This is a genomic window from Polymorphospora sp. A560 (assembly GCF_045781765.1).
GTDB classification, from domain to species: Bacteria; Actinomycetota; Actinomycetes; order Mycobacteriales; family Micromonosporaceae; genus Polymorphospora; species Polymorphospora lycopeni.
In genome coordinates this window covers 1,524,027-1,540,000 of sequence record NZ_CP122282.1, presented here as the reverse complement: position 1 = coordinate 1,540,000, position 15,974 = coordinate 1,524,027, and the positions used below count along the sequence as shown (strand labels likewise).

General features: G+C 72.3%; 15 protein-coding genes and 2 tRNA genes (1 of these 17 only partly in view). 5 read left to right on the top strand and 12 right to left on the bottom strand.

Going from position 1 to position 15,974, the window contains the following annotated elements; all coding sequences use genetic code 11:
• Window positions 1-35, top strand: partial view of a hypothetical protein gene (locus tag QCD66_RS07125; RefSeq protein WP_375734686.1) — the 3' end only. The gene continues 181 nt to the left of window position 1, outside the view; only the last 35 of its 216 coding nucleotides appear in the window; its start codon lies beyond the left edge, outside the window; it ends in the stop codon at window positions 33-35.
• A gap of 62 nt (window positions 36-97) precedes the next feature.
• On the opposite strand, the gene QCD66_RS07120 is transcribed toward QCD66_RS07125, so the two are convergent.
• The 6 genes from QCD66_RS07120 to QCD66_RS07095 all read right to left on the bottom strand — a co-directional run bounded on the left by QCD66_RS07120 (window position 98) and on the right by QCD66_RS07095 (window position 5,626).
• Window positions 98-892, bottom strand: coding sequence for a carbon-nitrogen hydrolase family protein (locus tag QCD66_RS07120; RefSeq protein ID WP_357544449.1), 795 nt, complete (start codon window positions 890-892; stop codon window positions 98-100).
• A 46-nt stretch (window positions 893-938) separates the two neighbouring features.
• Window positions 939-2,237, bottom strand: a complete 1,299-nt coding sequence (gene clpX, locus QCD66_RS07115) for an ATP-dependent Clp protease ATP-binding subunit ClpX (RefSeq protein ID WP_212821858.1) — start codon at window positions 2,235-2,237, stop codon at window positions 939-941.
• Between the two features lie 370 nt (window positions 2,238-2,607).
• The gene (locus QCD66_RS07110; RefSeq protein ID WP_364220551.1) at window positions 2,608-3,270 is read right to left on the bottom strand and encodes an ATP-dependent Clp protease proteolytic subunit; all 663 of its coding nucleotides are present in this window, start codon (window positions 3,268-3,270) and stop codon (window positions 2,608-2,610) included.
• A gap of 11 nt (window positions 3,271-3,281) precedes the next feature.
• Window positions 3,282-3,926 (bottom strand): ClpP family protease, encoded by a 645-nt coding sequence (locus QCD66_RS07105; protein ID WP_212821860.1) that lies wholly within the window; start codon window positions 3,924-3,926, stop codon window positions 3,282-3,284.
• A gap of 172 nt (window positions 3,927-4,098) precedes the next feature.
• A complete protein-coding gene (gene tig / locus QCD66_RS07100) occupies window positions 4,099-5,439 on the bottom strand; it encodes a trigger factor (RefSeq protein WP_407567048.1) in 1,341 nt (446 codons plus the stop codon).
• Between the two features lie 113 nt (window positions 5,440-5,552).
• A tRNA-Pro gene (locus QCD66_RS07095) sits at window positions 5,553-5,626 on the bottom strand.
• A gap of 142 nt (window positions 5,627-5,768) precedes the next feature.
• Here QCD66_RS07095 and QCD66_RS07090 point away from each other — a divergent pair.
• Both QCD66_RS07090 and QCD66_RS07085 read left to right on the top strand, forming a co-directional pair.
• Window positions 5,769-5,839, top strand: a tRNA-Gly gene (locus QCD66_RS07090).
• A gap of 173 nt (window positions 5,840-6,012) precedes the next feature.
• Window positions 6,013-6,594, top strand: coding sequence for a DoxX family protein (locus tag QCD66_RS07085; RefSeq protein WP_375734685.1), 582 nt, complete (start codon window positions 6,013-6,015; stop codon window positions 6,592-6,594).
• A gap of 151 nt (window positions 6,595-6,745) precedes the next feature.
• Here the strand turns inward: QCD66_RS07085 and QCD66_RS07080 are convergent, their stop codons facing one another.
• A complete protein-coding gene (locus QCD66_RS07080; protein ID WP_375734684.1) occupies window positions 6,746-7,744 on the bottom strand; it encodes an Acg family FMN-binding oxidoreductase in 999 nt (332 codons plus the stop codon).
• A gap of 236 nt (window positions 7,745-7,980) precedes the next feature.
• On the opposite strand from QCD66_RS07080, the gene QCD66_RS07075 reads away from it, so the two are divergent.
• A complete protein-coding gene (locus QCD66_RS07075) occupies window positions 7,981-9,378 on the top strand; it encodes an acyl-CoA synthetase (RefSeq protein ID WP_375734683.1) in 1,398 nt (465 codons plus the stop codon).
• On the opposite strand, the gene QCD66_RS07070 is transcribed toward QCD66_RS07075, so the two are convergent.
• Window positions 9,367-10,335 (bottom strand): LacI family DNA-binding transcriptional regulator, encoded by a 969-nt coding sequence (locus QCD66_RS07070; RefSeq protein WP_375734682.1) that lies wholly within the window; start codon window positions 10,333-10,335, stop codon window positions 9,367-9,369. The genes QCD66_RS07075 and QCD66_RS07070 overlap by 12 nt on opposite strands.
• Here QCD66_RS07070 and QCD66_RS07065 point away from each other — a divergent pair.
• Window positions 10,322-11,110, top strand: a complete 789-nt coding sequence (locus tag QCD66_RS07065) for an AbfB domain-containing protein (RefSeq protein ID WP_375734681.1) — start codon at window positions 10,322-10,324, stop codon at window positions 11,108-11,110. The genes QCD66_RS07070 and QCD66_RS07065 overlap by 14 nt on opposite strands.
• Before the next feature lie 22 nt (window positions 11,111-11,132).
• On the opposite strand, the gene QCD66_RS07060 is transcribed toward QCD66_RS07065, so the two are convergent.
• From QCD66_RS07060 to QCD66_RS07045, 4 genes are all read right to left on the bottom strand, one after another.
• Window positions 11,133-12,164 carry an NAD-dependent epimerase/dehydratase family protein gene (locus QCD66_RS07060; RefSeq protein ID WP_407567047.1) on the bottom strand — a complete coding sequence of 344 codons (1,032 nt, stop codon included), beginning with the start codon at window positions 12,162-12,164 and terminating at the stop codon, window positions 11,133-11,135.
• Window positions 12,165-12,341: 177 nt separating this feature from the next.
• The gene (locus tag QCD66_RS07055) at window positions 12,342-14,120 is read right to left on the bottom strand and encodes a hypothetical protein (protein ID WP_375734679.1); all 1,779 of its coding nucleotides are present in this window, start codon (window positions 14,118-14,120) and stop codon (window positions 12,342-12,344) included.
• Window positions 14,117-15,178, bottom strand: a complete 1,062-nt coding sequence (locus tag QCD66_RS07050) for a glycosyltransferase family 2 protein (RefSeq protein WP_364220576.1) — start codon at window positions 15,176-15,178, stop codon at window positions 14,117-14,119. Before QCD66_RS07050 ends, QCD66_RS07055 begins: the two co-directional genes overlap by 4 nt.
• An 89-nt stretch (window positions 15,179-15,267) precedes the next feature.
• Entirely contained in the window at window positions 15,268-15,822 is a 555-nt protein-coding gene (locus tag QCD66_RS07045) for a hypothetical protein (protein ID WP_375734678.1), read from the bottom strand.
• Between the last annotated feature and the right edge of the window lie 152 nt (window positions 15,823-15,974).

Genomic DNA, 15,974 nt, shown 5'->3' with positions numbered 1-15,974 from the left:
GGCTGGCCGTGCTCGGCGTCCTCCTGCAGGGCTGACCACTCCCCCGAACCGGGGGCAGGCCGCCCGGCCCACCCGGACAGCGGATCAGGGCGGCGGATCAGAGGCGGCGGTTCGCCAGGCTGGGCAGCTCTTGCCGGATCCGGTGCAGCCGCTCGAGGTCGAGGTCGACCACCGTCACCCCGACGACGTCCGGCGCCTGGCCGAGCACCGTCCCCCACGGGTCGACGACCATGCTGCGGCCGAAACAGGTACGGCCGGGGTCGTGGTCACCGATCTGGCCGGCGGCGACCACGAAGCACTGGTTCTCGATCGCCCGGGCCCGCAGCAGGATCTCCCAGTGGTCGCGCCCGGTGTGCAGCATGAACGCCGCGGGCACCACCAGGATCTCGGCGCCGGCGACCGCCAGCCGGCGGTAGAGCTCGGGGAACCTCAGGTCGTAGCAGATGGACAGGCCCACCGGCACGCCCTCGACGTCGACCACGACGGGTTCGGTGCCCGGCGCCACCCCGGCCGACTCCAGGTAGGAGACCCGGCCGGGGATCTCGACGTCGTACAGGTGGATCTTCCGGTAGGTGCCGGCGAGACTGCCGGCCCGGTCGAAGACCAGCGACGTGTTGTACGTGTGCTCCGGGTCCGGGCCGGCCTCGTGGAAGGAGCCGGCCAGCACCCACATCCCGAGTTCCCGGGCCGCGTCGGCGAAGAAGGCGCCGAACTCCCCGTCGACGGGCTGCGGTTCGGGCTGCTTGGCCGAGGGGCCGAGGTAGTCGACGTACTCGGGAAGCACGGCGAGGTCGGCACCGGCCGCGGCGGCCCGGCGCAGCAGGTCGTGGGCGGTCTTCAGGTTCTCCTGCGGCTCGTCACGGGCGTTGAGCTGGCACACGGCGACACGCATGCTGGCAGCCTACGGGCCGGGTGACGAGCCGGCCAGAGGCGACGGCTCAGGCCGACTTTTCCTCACGCTGGTCGCGACGACCCCGCCGGCCGGTGAACTCACGCGGCACGATGGTCGGGTTGACGTTCTCCAGCACCACCTCACGGGTGATGACCACACGCGCGGCGTCGGGGTTGCTGGGCACCTCGTACATCACCGAGAGCAGCACCTCCTCCATGATCGCGCGTAGGCCGCGGGCCCCGGTGCCCCGCAGCATCGCCTGGTCGGCGATCGCTTCGAGGGCGGGCGCGTCGAACTCCAGCTCGACGCCGTCGAGCTCGAACAGGCGCTGGTACTGCCGTACGAGTGCGTTGCGCGGCTCGGTGAGGATGCGGACCAGCGCCTCGCGGTCGAGACTGCGGACGTTGGTGATCACGGGAAGCCGGCCGATGAACTCCGGGATCAGGCCGAACTTCAGCATGTCCTCGGGCATCACCTGGCTGAAGATGTCGTCGGTCGACCGCTCCGACACGGCCCGCAGGCGGGCGCCGAAGCCGGTGCCACCCTGGCCGGTGCGGGACTCGATGATCCGGTCGAGGCCGGCGAACGCACCACCGACGATGAAGAGCACGTTGGTGGTGTCGATCTGGATGAACTCCTGGTGGGGGTGCTTGCGCCCGCCCTGTGGCGGCACGTTGGCGACCGTGCCCTCCAGGATCTTCAGCAGTGCCTGCTGGACGCCCTCGCCGGACACGTCGCGGGTGATCGACGGGTTCTCCGACTTGCGGGCGATCTTGTCGACCTCGTCGATGTAGATGATGCCCGTCTCGGCCCGCTTGATGTCGTAGTCGGCCGCCTGGATCAGCTTGAGCAGGATGTTCTCGACGTCCTCACCGACGTAGCCGGCCTCGGTGAGGGCTGTCGCGTCGGCTATGGCGAACGGGACGTTGAGCATCCGGGCCAGCGTCTGGGCCAGGTGTGTCTTGCCGCAGCCGGTCGGGCCGATCAGCATGATGTTGGACTTCGCCACCTCGACGGCGTCGTTGCCCGACCCCGGCGCCCCGGCGGCCTCGGCCTGGATGCGCTTGTAGTGGTTGTAGACCGCGACCGCGAGTGCCTTCTTCGCCTGGTCCTGGCCGACCACGTACGAGTCGAGGAACTGGCAGATCTCCATCGGCTTGGGAAGCTCTTCCCACTTCACCTCGCCGGACTCGGCCAACTCCTCTTCGATGATCTCGTTGCAGAGGTCGATGCACTCGTCGCAGATGTAGACCCCTGGGCCCGCGATGAGCTTCTTGACCTGCTTCTGCGACTTACCGCAGAAGGAGCACTTGAGTAGGTCGCCACCGTCACCGATCCGTGCCACCTACGTTCTCCCTGCGCTCATCGGCCGGTTCGCTCACCGGCCCTGGCCTGAGGACGGGGTGCCCCGTCGCTCCGATCGTCGTCGTCCCGGTCCTGCACGTCCGGCTCGATCATCCACGATCGCTGTCGATCGCAGTCATCAGCCCTGGTCGTTGATGCCGGTCTGTCGATCACGTCGGTCTGTGGTTCGCGTTGTTGCCCCGGCTTGCCGCCGTGGTGTTGCCGCGCTTCCCGATCGTTCCGCCGGTCGGGCCGGCCGAACGGTGCAGTCTCGACGTTACCCGCTGCCGGGGATTTCTCCGACCCCCGAAACGGGTGTGTCAGGGGCCGGCCGGCTTTCGCGGGCCGGCCGGCCCCTGACCCGGGTCGGATCAGCCCGCCGCGTTGGCGGCGAGCAGGCCCTTCTTGCGGCTGGTGAGGATGGTGTCGACGAGGCCGTACTCGCGCGCCTCCTCAGCCGTCATGATCTTGTCACGGTCGATGTCCTTACGGACCTGGTCGAGCGGCCGGTCGCAGTGCCGCGACAGCATCTCCTCGAGCTGGGTACGCATCCGCAGGATCTCCCGGGCCTGGATCTCAATGTCCGAGCCCTGGCCGTAGCCGCCCTCGGTGGCCGGCTGGTGAATGATGATCCGCGAATTGGGCAGCGCCATCCGCTTGCCCGGGGTGCCGGCCGCGAGCAGCACCGCCGCCGCGCTGGCCGCCTGCCCGAGGCACACGGTGAGGATGTCCGGACGGACGTACTGCATGGTGTCGTAGATCGCCGTCATGGCGGTGAACGAGCCACCGGGCGAGTTGATGTACATGGTGATGTCGCGGTCGGGGTCGGTGCCCTCGAGCGTCAGCAACTGCGCCATCACGTCGTTGGCCGACGCGTCGTCCACCTGGACCCCGAGGAAGATGATCCGGTCCTCGAACAGCTTGTTGTACGGGTTGGACTCCTTGATCCCGTACGAGGTCTTCTCGACGAAGGACGGGAGGACGTAGCGGTTGTGCACCGCGGCGAGCTGCGGCGGCAGGGTCAGGTCGCTCATGGTCGCCTTCCTCAGTTGCGGGTGCCGGCGCCGGTCGGGACCTGCGTCGCTCCGGTGATCACTTGGTCGATGAAGCCGTAGTCGCGTGCCTCGGCGGCCGTGAACCAGCGGTCACGGTCGGAGTCGGCCTCGATCTGGGCCGGGTCCTGACCGGTGTGGTGGGCGACCCGCTCCTGGAACATCCGCTTCGTGTACAGCATCTGCTCGGCCTGGATGGCGATGTCGGACGCGGTGCCCCCCATGCCGCCGGACGGCTGGTGCATCATGATCCGCGCGTGCGGCAGGGCGTAGCGCTTGCCCTTGGTGCCGGCGCAGAGCAGCAGCTGCCCCATCGACGCCGCCATGCCCATCGCGATGGTCGCCACGTCGTTCGTGACGTACTGCATGGTGTCGTAGATCGCCATGCCGGAGTAGACCGAGCCGCCGGGCGAGTTGATGTAGAGGTTGATGTCGCTCTCCGGGTCTTCGGCGGCGAGCAGGAGCAGCTGCGCGCAGATCCGGTTGGCGACCTGGTCGGTCACCTCGCTGCCCAGGAAGATGATCCGTTCCTTGAGCAACCGGTTGTAAACCGTGTCGTCGAGGTTGCCACTGAGGGAGTCCCCACCACGGGCGACGATCGCCCGCGACGGCACCGCTGGGATGTGCAGTTCGGTCATGGCAGCCCTTCGCTCTCCGTGCGTCTTACGCCCGACACTAACCGCTGCCGGGGGTCGCAGCTTCCTTCCGCGCACAGTGTTCGCTCTCAGCGCAGTGGGCCGGAGCCGGCCCACAGAAAGGGATTCGGCCGCCGTACGTCCGAGGACGTGCGACGGCCGCCCGTCGAACGACTCAGTGCTCGTGGTTGTGCTCGCTGGCAGCCCGCAGCTCGTCGATGCTCAGCGCGTTGCCCGCGGTGTCGGTGATCTTCACCCGCTCCAGGACGGCGGTCAGCGCCTTGCCCCGCCGTACGTCGCCGAAGACGGCGCCGGCCGTGCCGGACCGGACGAGCTGGTCGTAGTACTGCTGGGGGGCGACGCCGGCCCGCTGTGCGCGGTGCACGATCTCGTGGCCGAACTCGTCGTCGCTGACCTGCACGTCCTCGGCGTCGGCGAGCGTGTCGAGCAGGAGCTGGATCTTGACGCCCTCGGTCGCGGCGGCGTTGAGCTCCTCGTCGACCTGCTCCTCGGTCTTCTCCTCCGACGTGAGGTAGTCCTCCATCGAGGCGCCGATCCGCTCGAGTTGGTCGATCATGGCCTGCTTGCGGTGCTCGACCTCGTCGCGGACCACGCCCTCCGGCGCCGGTACGTCGGCGGCCGCCACGATCTGCTCCAGCGCCTTGTCCCGCGCGGCGTAGATCTGCTCGACCTTCTTGACCCGGGTGACCCGCTCGCTCAGGTCGCCGCGCAGCTCCTCCAGCGTGTCGAACTCGCTGGCGAGCTGGGCGAACTCGTCGTCGAGCGGCGGAAGCTGCTTCTCCTTGACCGTGCGGACGGTCACCGCCACGTCGGCGTCACGGCCGGCGAAGTCGCCACCGACGAGCTGGGTGACGAAGGTCGCCTCGTCACCGGCCGACATGCCGACCAGCACCTCGTCCAGGCCGGGCAGGAGCTGCTTGCTGCCCACCTCGTGGGAGATGTTGCTGGCGGAACCGCCGGGCACCTCGACACCGTCGACGGTCGCCGCGAGGTCGATCTGGACGTAGTCGCCGTCGGCGGCCGCCCGCTCGACCGTCTTCAGCGTCGCGAACCGCTCCCGCAGCCCGTTGAGCTGCTCGTCGATCTCGTTCTCGCCGACCTGGAGTTCGTCGACGGTGACCTCGATGCCGGCCAGGTCGGGAATGGCGATCTCGGGCCGGACGTCGACCTCGGCGGTGAACTTCAGCGGCTCGCCGTCGGTGAACTCGGTGATCTCCACCTCGGGGCGGCCGAGCGTCTTGACGTCGTGCTCGCGCACGGCCGCGAGGATGTTCTCCGGGATCGCCTCCTGGACGGCCTCGTTGAGCACCGTGCCGCGGCCCACCCGCTGGTCGATGACGGCGGACGGCACCTTGCCCCGGCGGAAGCCCGGGATGTTGACCTGCTGGCCGATCTCCCGGTACGCCTTCCTGAGGCTCGGCTCGAGCTCGACGAACGGCACCTCGATGGCGAGCCGGACGCGCGTCGGGCTCAGAGTCTCGACGGTGCTCTTCACAGGCGTACTCCTTGACGGATCTCAGTCTTGGTCTGGGCGTGATTCAGCCCATCGAGTGTAGGCGAGCCGGTCGGCCGGCCCGGCGGGCACCCGACACCGCTGGTGGATCACAGTCGGGGTGGCGGGATTTGAACCCACGGCCCCTCGCTCCCAAAGCGAGTGCGCTACCAAGCTGCGCCACACCCCGTGGCGGAGAGAAGTGTATGACGTCGGCGGCCGGGCGCGCCGCCTGGTATCCGTCTCCGGGCGGGCCGGGGCCGGGAACGCACTGGGAACCGGGTTGCCGGACCCGCTATGCTGTGGCCGTACCTCGGGTGATCGAGGTGCATGCGGGCGTAGCTCAATGGTAGAGCCTCAGTCTTCCAAACTGATTACGCGAGTTCGATTCTCGTCGCCCGCTCCGCGTCTCGTCTCGTACCGTCCAGGGTCTTCCCCCGTGACACCCGCTCGCCGATGGTCCCTGCGCGACCGTGCCGAAGGTCCCGTCAGGAGCGGTCTCCCGGCACTGATCGCAGCCCCTCTCCCGGTGGTCGAATTGATTCGTCAGCGAGAGTCAGGAAGGCGTGAACGGCCATGACGACGATCGAACGCACCGCCAACCACCGGGTGACCACCAACGCGGTGATCCCGCCGGTCACCGGAGCCATCCGCCCGGCCGAGACCACCGGCCGCAAGGCCACCCGCTACACCCTCGCCGGGCTGCGGCTGGCGCTCGGCTGGATCTTCCTCTGGGCGTTCCTCGACAAGCTCTTCGGCCTCGGCCAGAGGACCGCCGCGGAGCAGGCCTGGGTCAACGGCGGCAGCCCCACCAGGGGCTTCCTCGGCAACGCCGTGGCCGGTCCGTTCGCCGACTTCTACCGCGGCTTCGCCGGGGCGGCCTGGGCCGACTGGCTCTTCATGATCGGGCTCGCCGCCATCGGCACCGCGCTCATCCTGGGCGTGGGCATGCGGGTGGCCGCCGCGGCCGGTGGCCTGATGATGGTGCTGATGTGGACCGCCGTCCTGCCCCCGGCGAACAACCCCTTCATGGACGACCACCTGATCTACGCGGGTGTGCTCCTGGTCCTGGCGCTGACCGCGGCCGGTGACACGCTCGGCCTGGGCCGGCTCTGGGCCCGCGTCCCGATCGTCAAGCGCCTTCCCTTCCTCAGGTAGCGACCCGGATCCTCAGGTAATGACCCGAACACGAACTCGCCGGCGGCTCGACCCGCCGGCGAGTTCCGTGTGTCACCGCCACCTGCAAGATCCCGGTGATCAGGGAGTTCACCGGCAGACGCGCCGGCGACACGCTCGACTCAGTCCCTGATCACGCGGATCTTGGGGGGTTGGTGGTCGGGGAGGTGTCGACCGTCTGGGGGGTCGGCAGGCGGGGGGTGTGGGCCGGGCCGGCGTGCTCGGGGTCGGCCACCCCCAGGCGGATCACCAGGTAGGGCCAGCCCAACTCGGCGACCAGCCGGCGCAGCGCCGCCCGGGTCGCGGTCACCTCGACCACCGCGCTCAGCGGCAGCACCGAGGCGCCGAGCCGGGTGGCGGTCAGCCAGGCCGCGGAGAGCGCCTCACCGGCCCGCAGCCACCACAGCGGCTCGTCGCCGTCGCCGTACAGCAGGCCGTAGAACGCCGCCCGGTCGTGGCCCGGCGCGATCGGCAGGGTGCCCGGCTGACCGAAGTCCCGCCCCGGCACGGTCGTCGCCGGCTGGACCTCGGGCAGGGCGTGGGCCGGGACGCCGAGCCCGTCGCCGCGCCCGATCCAGTACGCCAGCTCCTCCTGGACCGCCGGGTCCTCCCGCTCGGCGGTGCCCGCCCGGTCGGCCGCGGACGCCAGGTCGTAGACCTGCTCGCCGGTGAGCACATGCAGGTGCGGCCCCTCCGCGCGGACCGCCTCCGAGATCGTCTTCAGGACGTCGTCGGTCAGCACCTCGTCGCTGAGCGGGCGCCGGTCGGTGTGCCGTACCGACATGGTCTGGACCAGGCGCACCGCGGCCTGGTCGGGCGTACGGTGCCCGCCGGGGGTGAGCACGGCCAGCAGGTCGGGGCGGTCGGGGTCGGACAGCCGCCGCACCGCGCAGTCCCAGCCGTCGGCGGCGAGCGCCGTCCGGGCATGGTGCAGCGCGGCGCCGCAACTGATCATCAGCAGCCGCCCCTCCGGGTCGGTCGCGGCGAGCTGCCGGTCGCGTACGGCGGACAGCTCGAGCCGGTCCGGATGGACCGTCCACCGCCACGGTTGCGTGTTGTGCACCGACGGGGCGTGCCCCGCCATCGCGGCGGCCCGGGCCAGAGCCTCCGCCGCCTTGTCGGTCTGGGTCACAGCCGTCCCGCCTCAGTCTCGGATCGGATCCCTGCTTCGGTCAGTATCCCAGCAGCGCCGGTCCGGAACCCCGGCTACCCGCCGGAGCCGGCGTCGCCCGCGCGCCGTCCGGGTGTCGCCGGGGTGGACCGACCCGCCGTACGGACACGGGTGGCGACCCGGGGGTGGTGCGGCTACGGTCGGGCGGCCAGGGTCGCCGGGGACCGCCGTCCCCGTTCGAGGAGGGCGTCGCCGCCGTGTCGCTGCTGAAGCGGTTGTCAGAGTCGCCGGACGAGCGGCCGGACGCGGTCCGGGTCGCCGGCAGCGCGCTGTCCGGCGCCGAACTGCTGCGGTGCGCGGCCGCGGTCGCCGACCGGGTGCACGGGCTGGAGCGGGTGGCGGTCGAGGCGACCCCGACGATGGAGACGGTGGTCGGCGTCGTCGGGGCGCTGCTCGCCGGGGTGGCCGTGGTGCCCGTACCGGCCGACGCCGGGGCGATGGAGCGCCGGCACATGTTCGCCGACTCGGGTGTGGCGGCACTGCTGGCGGCCAGGGGCAGCGACGTGGCGCCGGGCGGGCCGCCGGTCGTACCGGTGGATCTGGCCCAGCGGTCCGACCGGACGTGGCCGGAGCCGGAGCCGGAGCGGGCCGCGGTGATCCTCTACACCAGTGGCACCACCGGGGCGCCGAAGGGCGTGGTCGTCTCCCGGCGGTCGATCGCGGCCTGTCTCGACGGGCTCGCCGACGCGTGGGCGTGGACGCCCGACGACCTGCTGGTGCACGGGTTGCCGCTGTTCCACGTACACGGGTTGGTGCTCGGGGTGCTCGGGCCGTTGCGGCACGGCAGCCGGCTGGACCACGTCGGACGCCCGCAGCCGCGGCGGTACGCGGCGGCGGGCGGCACCCTCTATTTCGGGGTGCCGACGGTGTGGTCGCGGGTGGCCGCGGACCCGGATTCGGCGCGGGCGCTGCGGGGTGCGCGGCTGCTGGTGTCCGGCAGCGCGGCGCTGCCGGCGGCGGTCTTCGCCGACCTGCGGGAGCTGACCGGGCACCGGATCGTGGAGCGGTACGGGATGACCGAGACGCTGATCACGGTGAGCGCGCGGGCGGACGGTGCACGCCGGCCGGGCACGGTCGGGACGCCGCTGCCGGGGGTACGGACCCGGCTCGCCGACGAGCGGGGCGGGCCGGTGCCGGCCGACGGCGAGGCGATGGGCGAGCTGCTGGTGGCCGGGCCGACGCTGTTCAGCGGCTACCTGAACCGGCCGGACGCGGACGCGGCCAGCACCGCCGGGGACGGCTGGTTCCGCACCGGCGACGTCGCCACGATCGGGCCGGACGGGGTGCACCGGATCGTCGGCCGGGCCTCCACCGATCTGATCAAGAGCGGCGGTTACCGGATCGGGGCCGGCGAGGTCGAGGACGCGCTGCTGGCCCACCCCGGTGTTCGGGAGGCGGCCGTGATCGGCGTACCGGATCCGGACCTGGGGCAGCGGGTGACGGCGTACGTGGTGGCCGACGGGGTCACCGGCCCGGAGCTGGTCGAGTTCGTGGCCCGCAACCTGGCCGTGCACAAGCGGCCGCGGGCGGTGCACCTGCTCGACGCGCTGCCCCGTAACGCGCTCGGCAAGGTGCAGAAGAAGCTACTGGGCTAGCGTGCTCTCCCGGGGCACGAGGTGGAACGGCGGCCGCACGTCGTACGGGGGATGGACCGGTCTGCCCTCGATCCGGGCGACCAGTGACCGTACGGCCAGCCGGCCGATCCGCTCCTTGTCGGGCGAGATCGTGGTCAGGGTCGGGTTGCTGAACCGGCCCTCCTCGATGTCGTCGAAGCCGATGACGGCGATGTCGTCGGGGATCCGCCGGCCGGCCTCGCCGATGGCGCGCATGGCGCCGATCGCGATCAGGTCGTTGTAGCCGAAGACCGCGTCCGGCGGCTCGTCGAGGGCGAGCAGGTCGCGCATCGCGCGCAGCCCGTCGACGCGGCGGAACTGCGTGGTGGCCGCGACGAGGGTGGGCTCGAACGGCAGCCCGGCGCCGGTCAGGGCCTCGCGGTAGCCGCGTAGCCGCAGGTGGGCGGATTGGCGGTCGTCGGCCTGCGCGCCGACGAAGGCGATCCGGTGCCGGCCGATGGACACCAGGTGCTGGACGGCGGCGTGGCTGGCGGCGATGTTGTCGATGGCGATGTGGTCGTGTGGTACGTCGTGGACGCCTTCGCCGATGAGCACCAGCGGGGTCGGGTCGGTGCGGGCGAGGATCTCGTCGCGGCCGATCCGCACCGGGCTGAAGATGAGGCCGTCGATGACGGGTCGGCGGGAGCCGTCGGTGAGGGCCAGTTCCCGGTCCCGGTCGGCGGCGGTGTCCTCCAGGACGAGGGTGTAGCCGAGGCTGGCCGCCTCGCGGATGGCGGAGCCGGCGAGTTCGGCGAAGTACGGGTTGTTGAGTTCGGGAATGGCCAGGGCGATGAGACCGGTCCGGCCGCGGCGCAGGTGCCGGGCGCCGAGGTTGGGCGCGTACCCGAGTTCGTCGATCGCCCGCTGCACCCGCCGCCGGGTCTGTTCGCCGACCGGGCGGTAGCCGTTGACGACGTTGGAGACGGTGGCCAGTGACACTCCGGCCCGCAGCTCGCCGTCGGTCGTCGCGTACGTCGTCTACAACGAGGGCTGGGGCGAGCGGGCGCTGGCCGACACCCGTCGGGTCGGCCAGAACGTCAAGAACCAGGACCCGACCCGCCTGGTCAACACCCACAGCGGACACAACTGCTGCCAGTCGCTCGGCAACCCCGGCAACGGCGATATGGACGGCTTTCTCACGTACGACCGGCAGGTGGTCAAGATGGACCAGAACCGGGTACGCGCCGCCAACCAGGCGCTGATCGCGGCGTCGAAGGCGCTCGGCAGCTCCGGCCCGGTCACCCTGCCCGTCCACACCCGACGGTCGTTGCAGGTGACCACCCCCGGCTTCACCAACCGCTACCTGCGGCACATGAACGGCCTGGCGTACACCGAGGTGGTCGACGCGGGCAGCCCGACGGTGCTCAGGCAGGACGCGACGTACACGGTCCGGCCCGGGCTCGCCGGCACGGGCTGCTACTCGTTCGAGTCGGTCAACTTCCCCGGCCAGTTCCTGCGGCACGTCGATTCCCGGGTCCGCAACTCCCCCGACGACGGGTCGGCGCTGCTGCGCGCCGACGCCACCTGGTGTGCCCGTACCGGGCTGACCGGCGGCGGGGTGTCGTTCGAGTCGTACAACTTCCGGGGGTCCTACCTGCGGCACCACGGCGCGGAGGTGTGGCTGAGCAACGGCGCCGGCGGACCGGCGTACAACTCGCCGGCGTCGTGGCTGGCCGACGTGACCTGGAACGTCACCGGCCCCTGGGCGCCGTGACCGGCCGGTCCTGACCCGCGGGTCAGGACCGGCGGCCGGCCAGGTAGGCGTCCTCGGCCGGGTAGTCGAACATCGGGGCGAACCAGTCCGTGTCGACCCCGGCCGGGACGCCGGCCCCGCGCGTGGTGGCCTCGACCAGCCAGTCGATCTCGGCGGCGACCGTGGCGGCGAAGTCGCCGGCCGGGACGTAGCCCAGGTCCAGCGCCGCGGTCATGTCCAGCACGATCGGGTACGGCGCCGGCCACGGGTGCTGCCCCAGCGCCGGGTCGGCGTCCCCGTCGAGCAACACCTCCGCCCACTCGTGGCCGAGGTGGCGGGCGACCGTACGGGCGATCTCCAGCGCGCTCGGCGCGTCCGGGTCGGCGCTGTTCAGGATCCGCCGCCCCGGCCGGGCCGCCACCACCTCGACCAGGGCGGCGATGTTGGCGGCGGCGGTCGTGTGGTCGGTGCCCTCGCCCCGGTCCGCGAGGAACACGGCGGGCCGCCGGTCGAGGACCCGCTTGACGAAGACCCACTCGCGCGGCCGGACGGCGCCCGTACCGTGCACCTTGGAGGGACGGAGCACGGTGACCGGGGCGCCGCTGTCGAGCAGCACCCGCTCGGCCGCGACCTTGTTCGGGCCGTAGCCCTCCCGGGTCTGGTGGTCGCCGTCGCCGGGCGCCAGGGTCGGTTGGGTCTCGCGGACCGGGCCGGCGAACCGGGGCGGCGCGTCGGAGTTGGAGTGGTTGCCGTCGGCGTCGACGTAGACGGCCTTGCTGGAGATCATGACCGTCGAGCCGGCGTCGCCGGCCAGCGGCAGCAGCGCCTCGGCGTCCCGCGCGGTGTAGCAGACGCAGTCGACGAGCAGGTCGGCGCCGGTGCCGAGGGCCGTACGCAGCGCGGCCGGGTCGGCCCGGTCGGCGGCGACGAAGCGGGCGCCGGCGGCGGCGAGGTCGGCCGGCAGGTTGGCCGGATTCCGTCCGGTGACGTCGACCCGCCAGCCGGCGGCGAGCAGGCGGTGTGCGGTGGCCCGGCCGATCAGGCCGGTCCCGCCGATGATCAGGGCACGGGGCATCCGGCCAACCTACCCGCGCTCCCGGGCGCGACCGCCTCCCGGCCCGGCCGGCTCCGGGACGCGACCGGCTCCCGGCCCGCGCGTCCGGCCCGGCCCGCCGGTCAAGATCCGGGTGATCAGGGAGTCTGTGGCGCGGCACGCCGACGACACGCGCGATTCAGTCCCTGATCACGCGGATCATGAGGGGGTCAGCAGGGTGCCGAACTCCTCGTAGGGCGGCAGCGCGGGCCAGCTCGCGGAGAGGTTCTTCTGGAAGTAGGCGGCGCCGGGGTCCCAGGTGTGGCCGGTGGCTCGGCGGTGGTAGACGTAGCCGAGCGGGTGGGTGCGGAAGATCAGGCCGCCGTGGCGCTTGACCCGGTCGATCAGCCCGAGGTCGACCGAGCCGGGCACCGGGCGCCAGCCGCCGACCTCCTCCAGGTCGCCCCGGCCCATCATCATCGTCCCGCCGGCGATCACCTGCGCGTCCGACTCGGCCGCGCCGGCGGACCGCCGTACGGTGATCCCCTTCGACTCCAGGAACACGAACTCGGCGCCCTTGCCGACCAGGGCCGCGCCCGAGAACTGCCGGGCCAGCACCAGATCCCAGACGTGCTCGGCGCCGTACGTGTCGTCGTCGTCGAACTTGGTCACCAGGCTGCCCCGGGCCCGGGCGGTGGCCAGCCCCAGCGCCTCGCCGAAGCTGACCCCTGCCGGGACCTCGACCAGTTCGATCGGCCGGTCGTAGCCGGGCAGGCTGGCCCGCAGCGGCTCCGGCGCCTCGACGCCGTGCAGGCACAGCACGATCTCCAGCTCCGGGTAGGTCTGCGCGGCGATCGCCCGCAGCGCGCCCGGCACCATGTCGAGGCGGCGGGTGACCAGCAGCGCGCTGACCGCCGGTGGACGGCGCAGGCCCGGAAACGCCGCGCCGGTCGCCGCCGGCAGCGCGAAGGCGGTCCCGTGGTCGCGCATCGCGGCCCGGCGCTGGGCGACGCTGCGTACCTCCAGGGCGAGCGGTTCGGTGCCGTCGACAACGGTGGTGACCAGGCGGCGCAGTTCCGCGCCGAGCAGGTCGCCGACGGTCGGCGGCAGGTGGGGTACGTACAGCACCGCGCCGGTCATCGCCAGCTGCACGAACGTGCCGGCGACGGCGACCGGGTCGTTGACCGGGACCCGCGGGCACTCGACGACACCGACCCCGCGCAGGGCGGCGAGGGTCGCCGGGTCGGGGCCGCGCCCGTCGACGGCTGCGCCGGACGGACGGAAGTCCAGGCGTACACGGGGGGCGTCGGGGGCGTACGCGCCGGCGGTGCGCCCGCGCGGGTTGACCCGCTGGGCGTCGACCAGGATGGTGGTGCGTCCGGCCGTGCGCAGCCCGTACGGGGTGGCGCCGGCCGTCGCCGCGTACCGGTCGGGTTGGTCCGGTGCGCCGCCGGGCGGGCACAGCAGCAGGTCGTGGGCGCGTACGTCGTCCTGGCCGGCCGGGTCGCCGGTGACGACGGTGGCCGGTGGGCGGATCGGCAGGAAGCCGGGCAGGGTGTCCCGGGCGGTCAGCCGGGCGCCGGCCGGGCGGGGCAGCGGCCGGGTGGGGCTGAGGGCTTCCAGCGCCGCGCCGACGACGAGGCGCAACTGCGTCGGCCGGCGCAGCGTGACCCGTACGACGGCCGGCCCGCGCCCGCCCCGGGGCAGCGTCACCCGGTGGCCGACCAGGTGGTCGAGCCAGCCGACCCGGCCCGACCAGCCGTGCCGGGGGCTGCGCCACCAGCCGACGGTGATCACGGCGCTGGTGACGGTGCGCAGCGTCGACGGGGCGGTGACCAGGTGCCGCAGCCGGTCGACGGAGCCGGCCAGCACCGCGACCGATCCGATCCCGGTCGGTACGACATGGGTGCCGACCGCGCGGCTGATCCGTTCCGAACGGGACACCGGCAGGGCTCCGGTGAGCCGCCAGGTGATGCCCGCGGTCCCGGCGCCGGTCATCGGGCCAGTCCGCGCCCGTCGGTCAGCTCGGGTGTGGCGGCACGGGGTTGCGGCGTCCGGGTGGCCGTGTCGAGGCGGCCCTTCTTGACCGCGCGCAGCGCCTCGAAGAGGCGGTAGGCGCCCCGGCCGACGAGCCGGTGCTTGAGCCCGGCGGCGCCGCCCGGCATCGGGTAGCCGGCCGGTGGCAGATATCTCCGGTAGTGCTGTGCCATGCGGGTGAAGAACTCCTTCCGCCGCATCTTGGGCACCCTGTGTGAGTGCCCCAACACACTGAGATAGTGCCAGATCATCCGCTGGAAAATGAGCGGTCGCACGGACCCGGTCTCGGCGGGGTGCTCGTCCATGAAGGCGAAGACCCGCTCCCAGTGCGGGAAGACCTCGAAATGCCGGTCGCTGACCGTCTGGGTGATCGCGCCGGCCTGCCGCTGGCGGTAGGCGTAGCAGTCGCGGTCCAGCAGCGCGATCCGGTCGGCGGCCAGCATCAGCGGGAGGCTGAACGACACGTCCTCGTACCAGCCGGGGCCGAACCCGATGCCGGTCTCGGCGAGGAAGTCCCGCCGTACGATCTTGTTGCAGGCGATGTGCAGGACGTTGAGCATGCTCGGCTGCCCGGCCAGCGTGAAGGTGTCCGGCATCGGCCGGCCGCCGGTCACCTTGGCCAGCGACTCGTACCGCCGGGTGCCGTCGGGGTAGACCCGCGCGTAGCCGACCACCAGCAGGTCCGGTTCGGTGTCGGCGAGCCGCGCGGCGACGGCTTCGAGGGTGCCCTCGGGCAGCCAGTCGTCGCTGTCGACGAACCAGACGTAACGGCCGGTCGCTGCCGCGAGACCGGCGTTGCGGGCGGCGCCCAGCCCGCTGTTGCGGCTCAGCGTGACGACCTTCAGGCGCGGCTCACGGGCGGCGTGACCGGCCAGGATCTCGGCGCACCCGTCGTCGGACGCGTCGTCGACGGCGACCACCTCGACGTCACCGAACGACTGCCCGAGGATGGAGTCCAGACACTCGGCCAGGTATTCCTCGACCCGGTAGACCGGCACGATCACACTGAGCAACGCCACCTGGGTCGACCTCTCCGTCCGTCGGGCGGAGCAATTATGCGGCAGCCGGGTCGCACGCCGTCAAATTCCACGGCCCGCGCCCCGGCCGCTCAGAACAGCGCGGCGAACCAGTTCCAGATCCCCATCACCCACTCGGTCTGGCGCAGGTAGGCGATGCCGACGCCGACCAGGAACACGCCGGTCGCCAGGTGGGCGCCCTTCGCGGTGCGCCGGACCCGGCCGAGCTGGCGCTCCAGCACGACCCGGCCGAGCAGCCGGGACAGCCCGAAGACACCGGCGGCGACGAAGAGGGTCAGGACGAACGTGACGACCGGGCTGGTGAGGTCGCCGCGGGCCGAGATGGCCCAGATTCCCCAGCAGACGAAGGCGAAGAGGCCGCCGACGATGCTCCACTCGCTGCCCAGCCGCAACTGGCGCATGTGGTAGCTGAGCGGCATCCGGGGCTGGTGCGGGTCCGGCGCCCCGGGCCAGCCGGTGCCGGTGGGCTCGTGCTCGTGGGCGGCGGGAAACGACTCGGTGGGGGCGGGACGCGGGCCGACCTGGGCCACCCCGCGCCGGAACGGTGCCGGCCCGAGCGGCACCTCCTGCCGGGGCACCTCGACGGTGCGCTCCCACGGCTGGCTCTGGTTCGGCTGGTCTGCCATGCTTCCTCCCCGTCGGTGGCGCATCGACCCGGCGCCGATCCGTCGGACCCTGGTCGATCCGCACCGGGATCGACCGCCCCTGCCCCTTCGAGCGCCGGCCACCGTTCGCATACGAGGGTACCGAGCCGACAAAACGGTCGCCCACCGTGCGC

Coding starts and splice junctions, on each gene's coding strand:
- QCD66_RS07120 (WP_357544449.1), bottom strand. CDS start 892: ATGCGTGTCGCCGTGTGCCAGCTCAACGCCCGTGACGAGCCGCAGGAG.
- QCD66_RS07045 (WP_375734678.1), bottom strand. CDS start 15,822: ATGGCAGACCAGCCGAACCAGAGCCAGCCGTGGGAGCGCACCGTCGAG.
- QCD66_RS07055 (WP_375734679.1), bottom strand. CDS start 14,120: ATGACCGGCGCCGGGACCGCGGGCATCACCTGGCGGCTCACCGGAGCC.
- QCD66_RS07110 (WP_364220551.1), bottom strand. CDS start 3,270: ATGAGCGACCTGACCCTGCCGCCGCAGCTCGCCGCGGTGCACAACCGC.
- QCD66_RS07105 (WP_212821860.1), bottom strand. CDS start 3,926: ATGACCGAACTGCACATCCCAGCGGTGCCGTCGCGGGCGATCGTCGCC.
- QCD66_RS07060 (WP_407567047.1), bottom strand. CDS start 12,164: ATGCCCCGTGCCCTGATCATCGGCGGGACCGGCCTGATCGGCCGGGCC.
- QCD66_RS07085 (WP_375734685.1), top strand. CDS start 6,013: ATGACGACGATCGAACGCACCGCCAACCACCGGGTGACCACCAACGCG.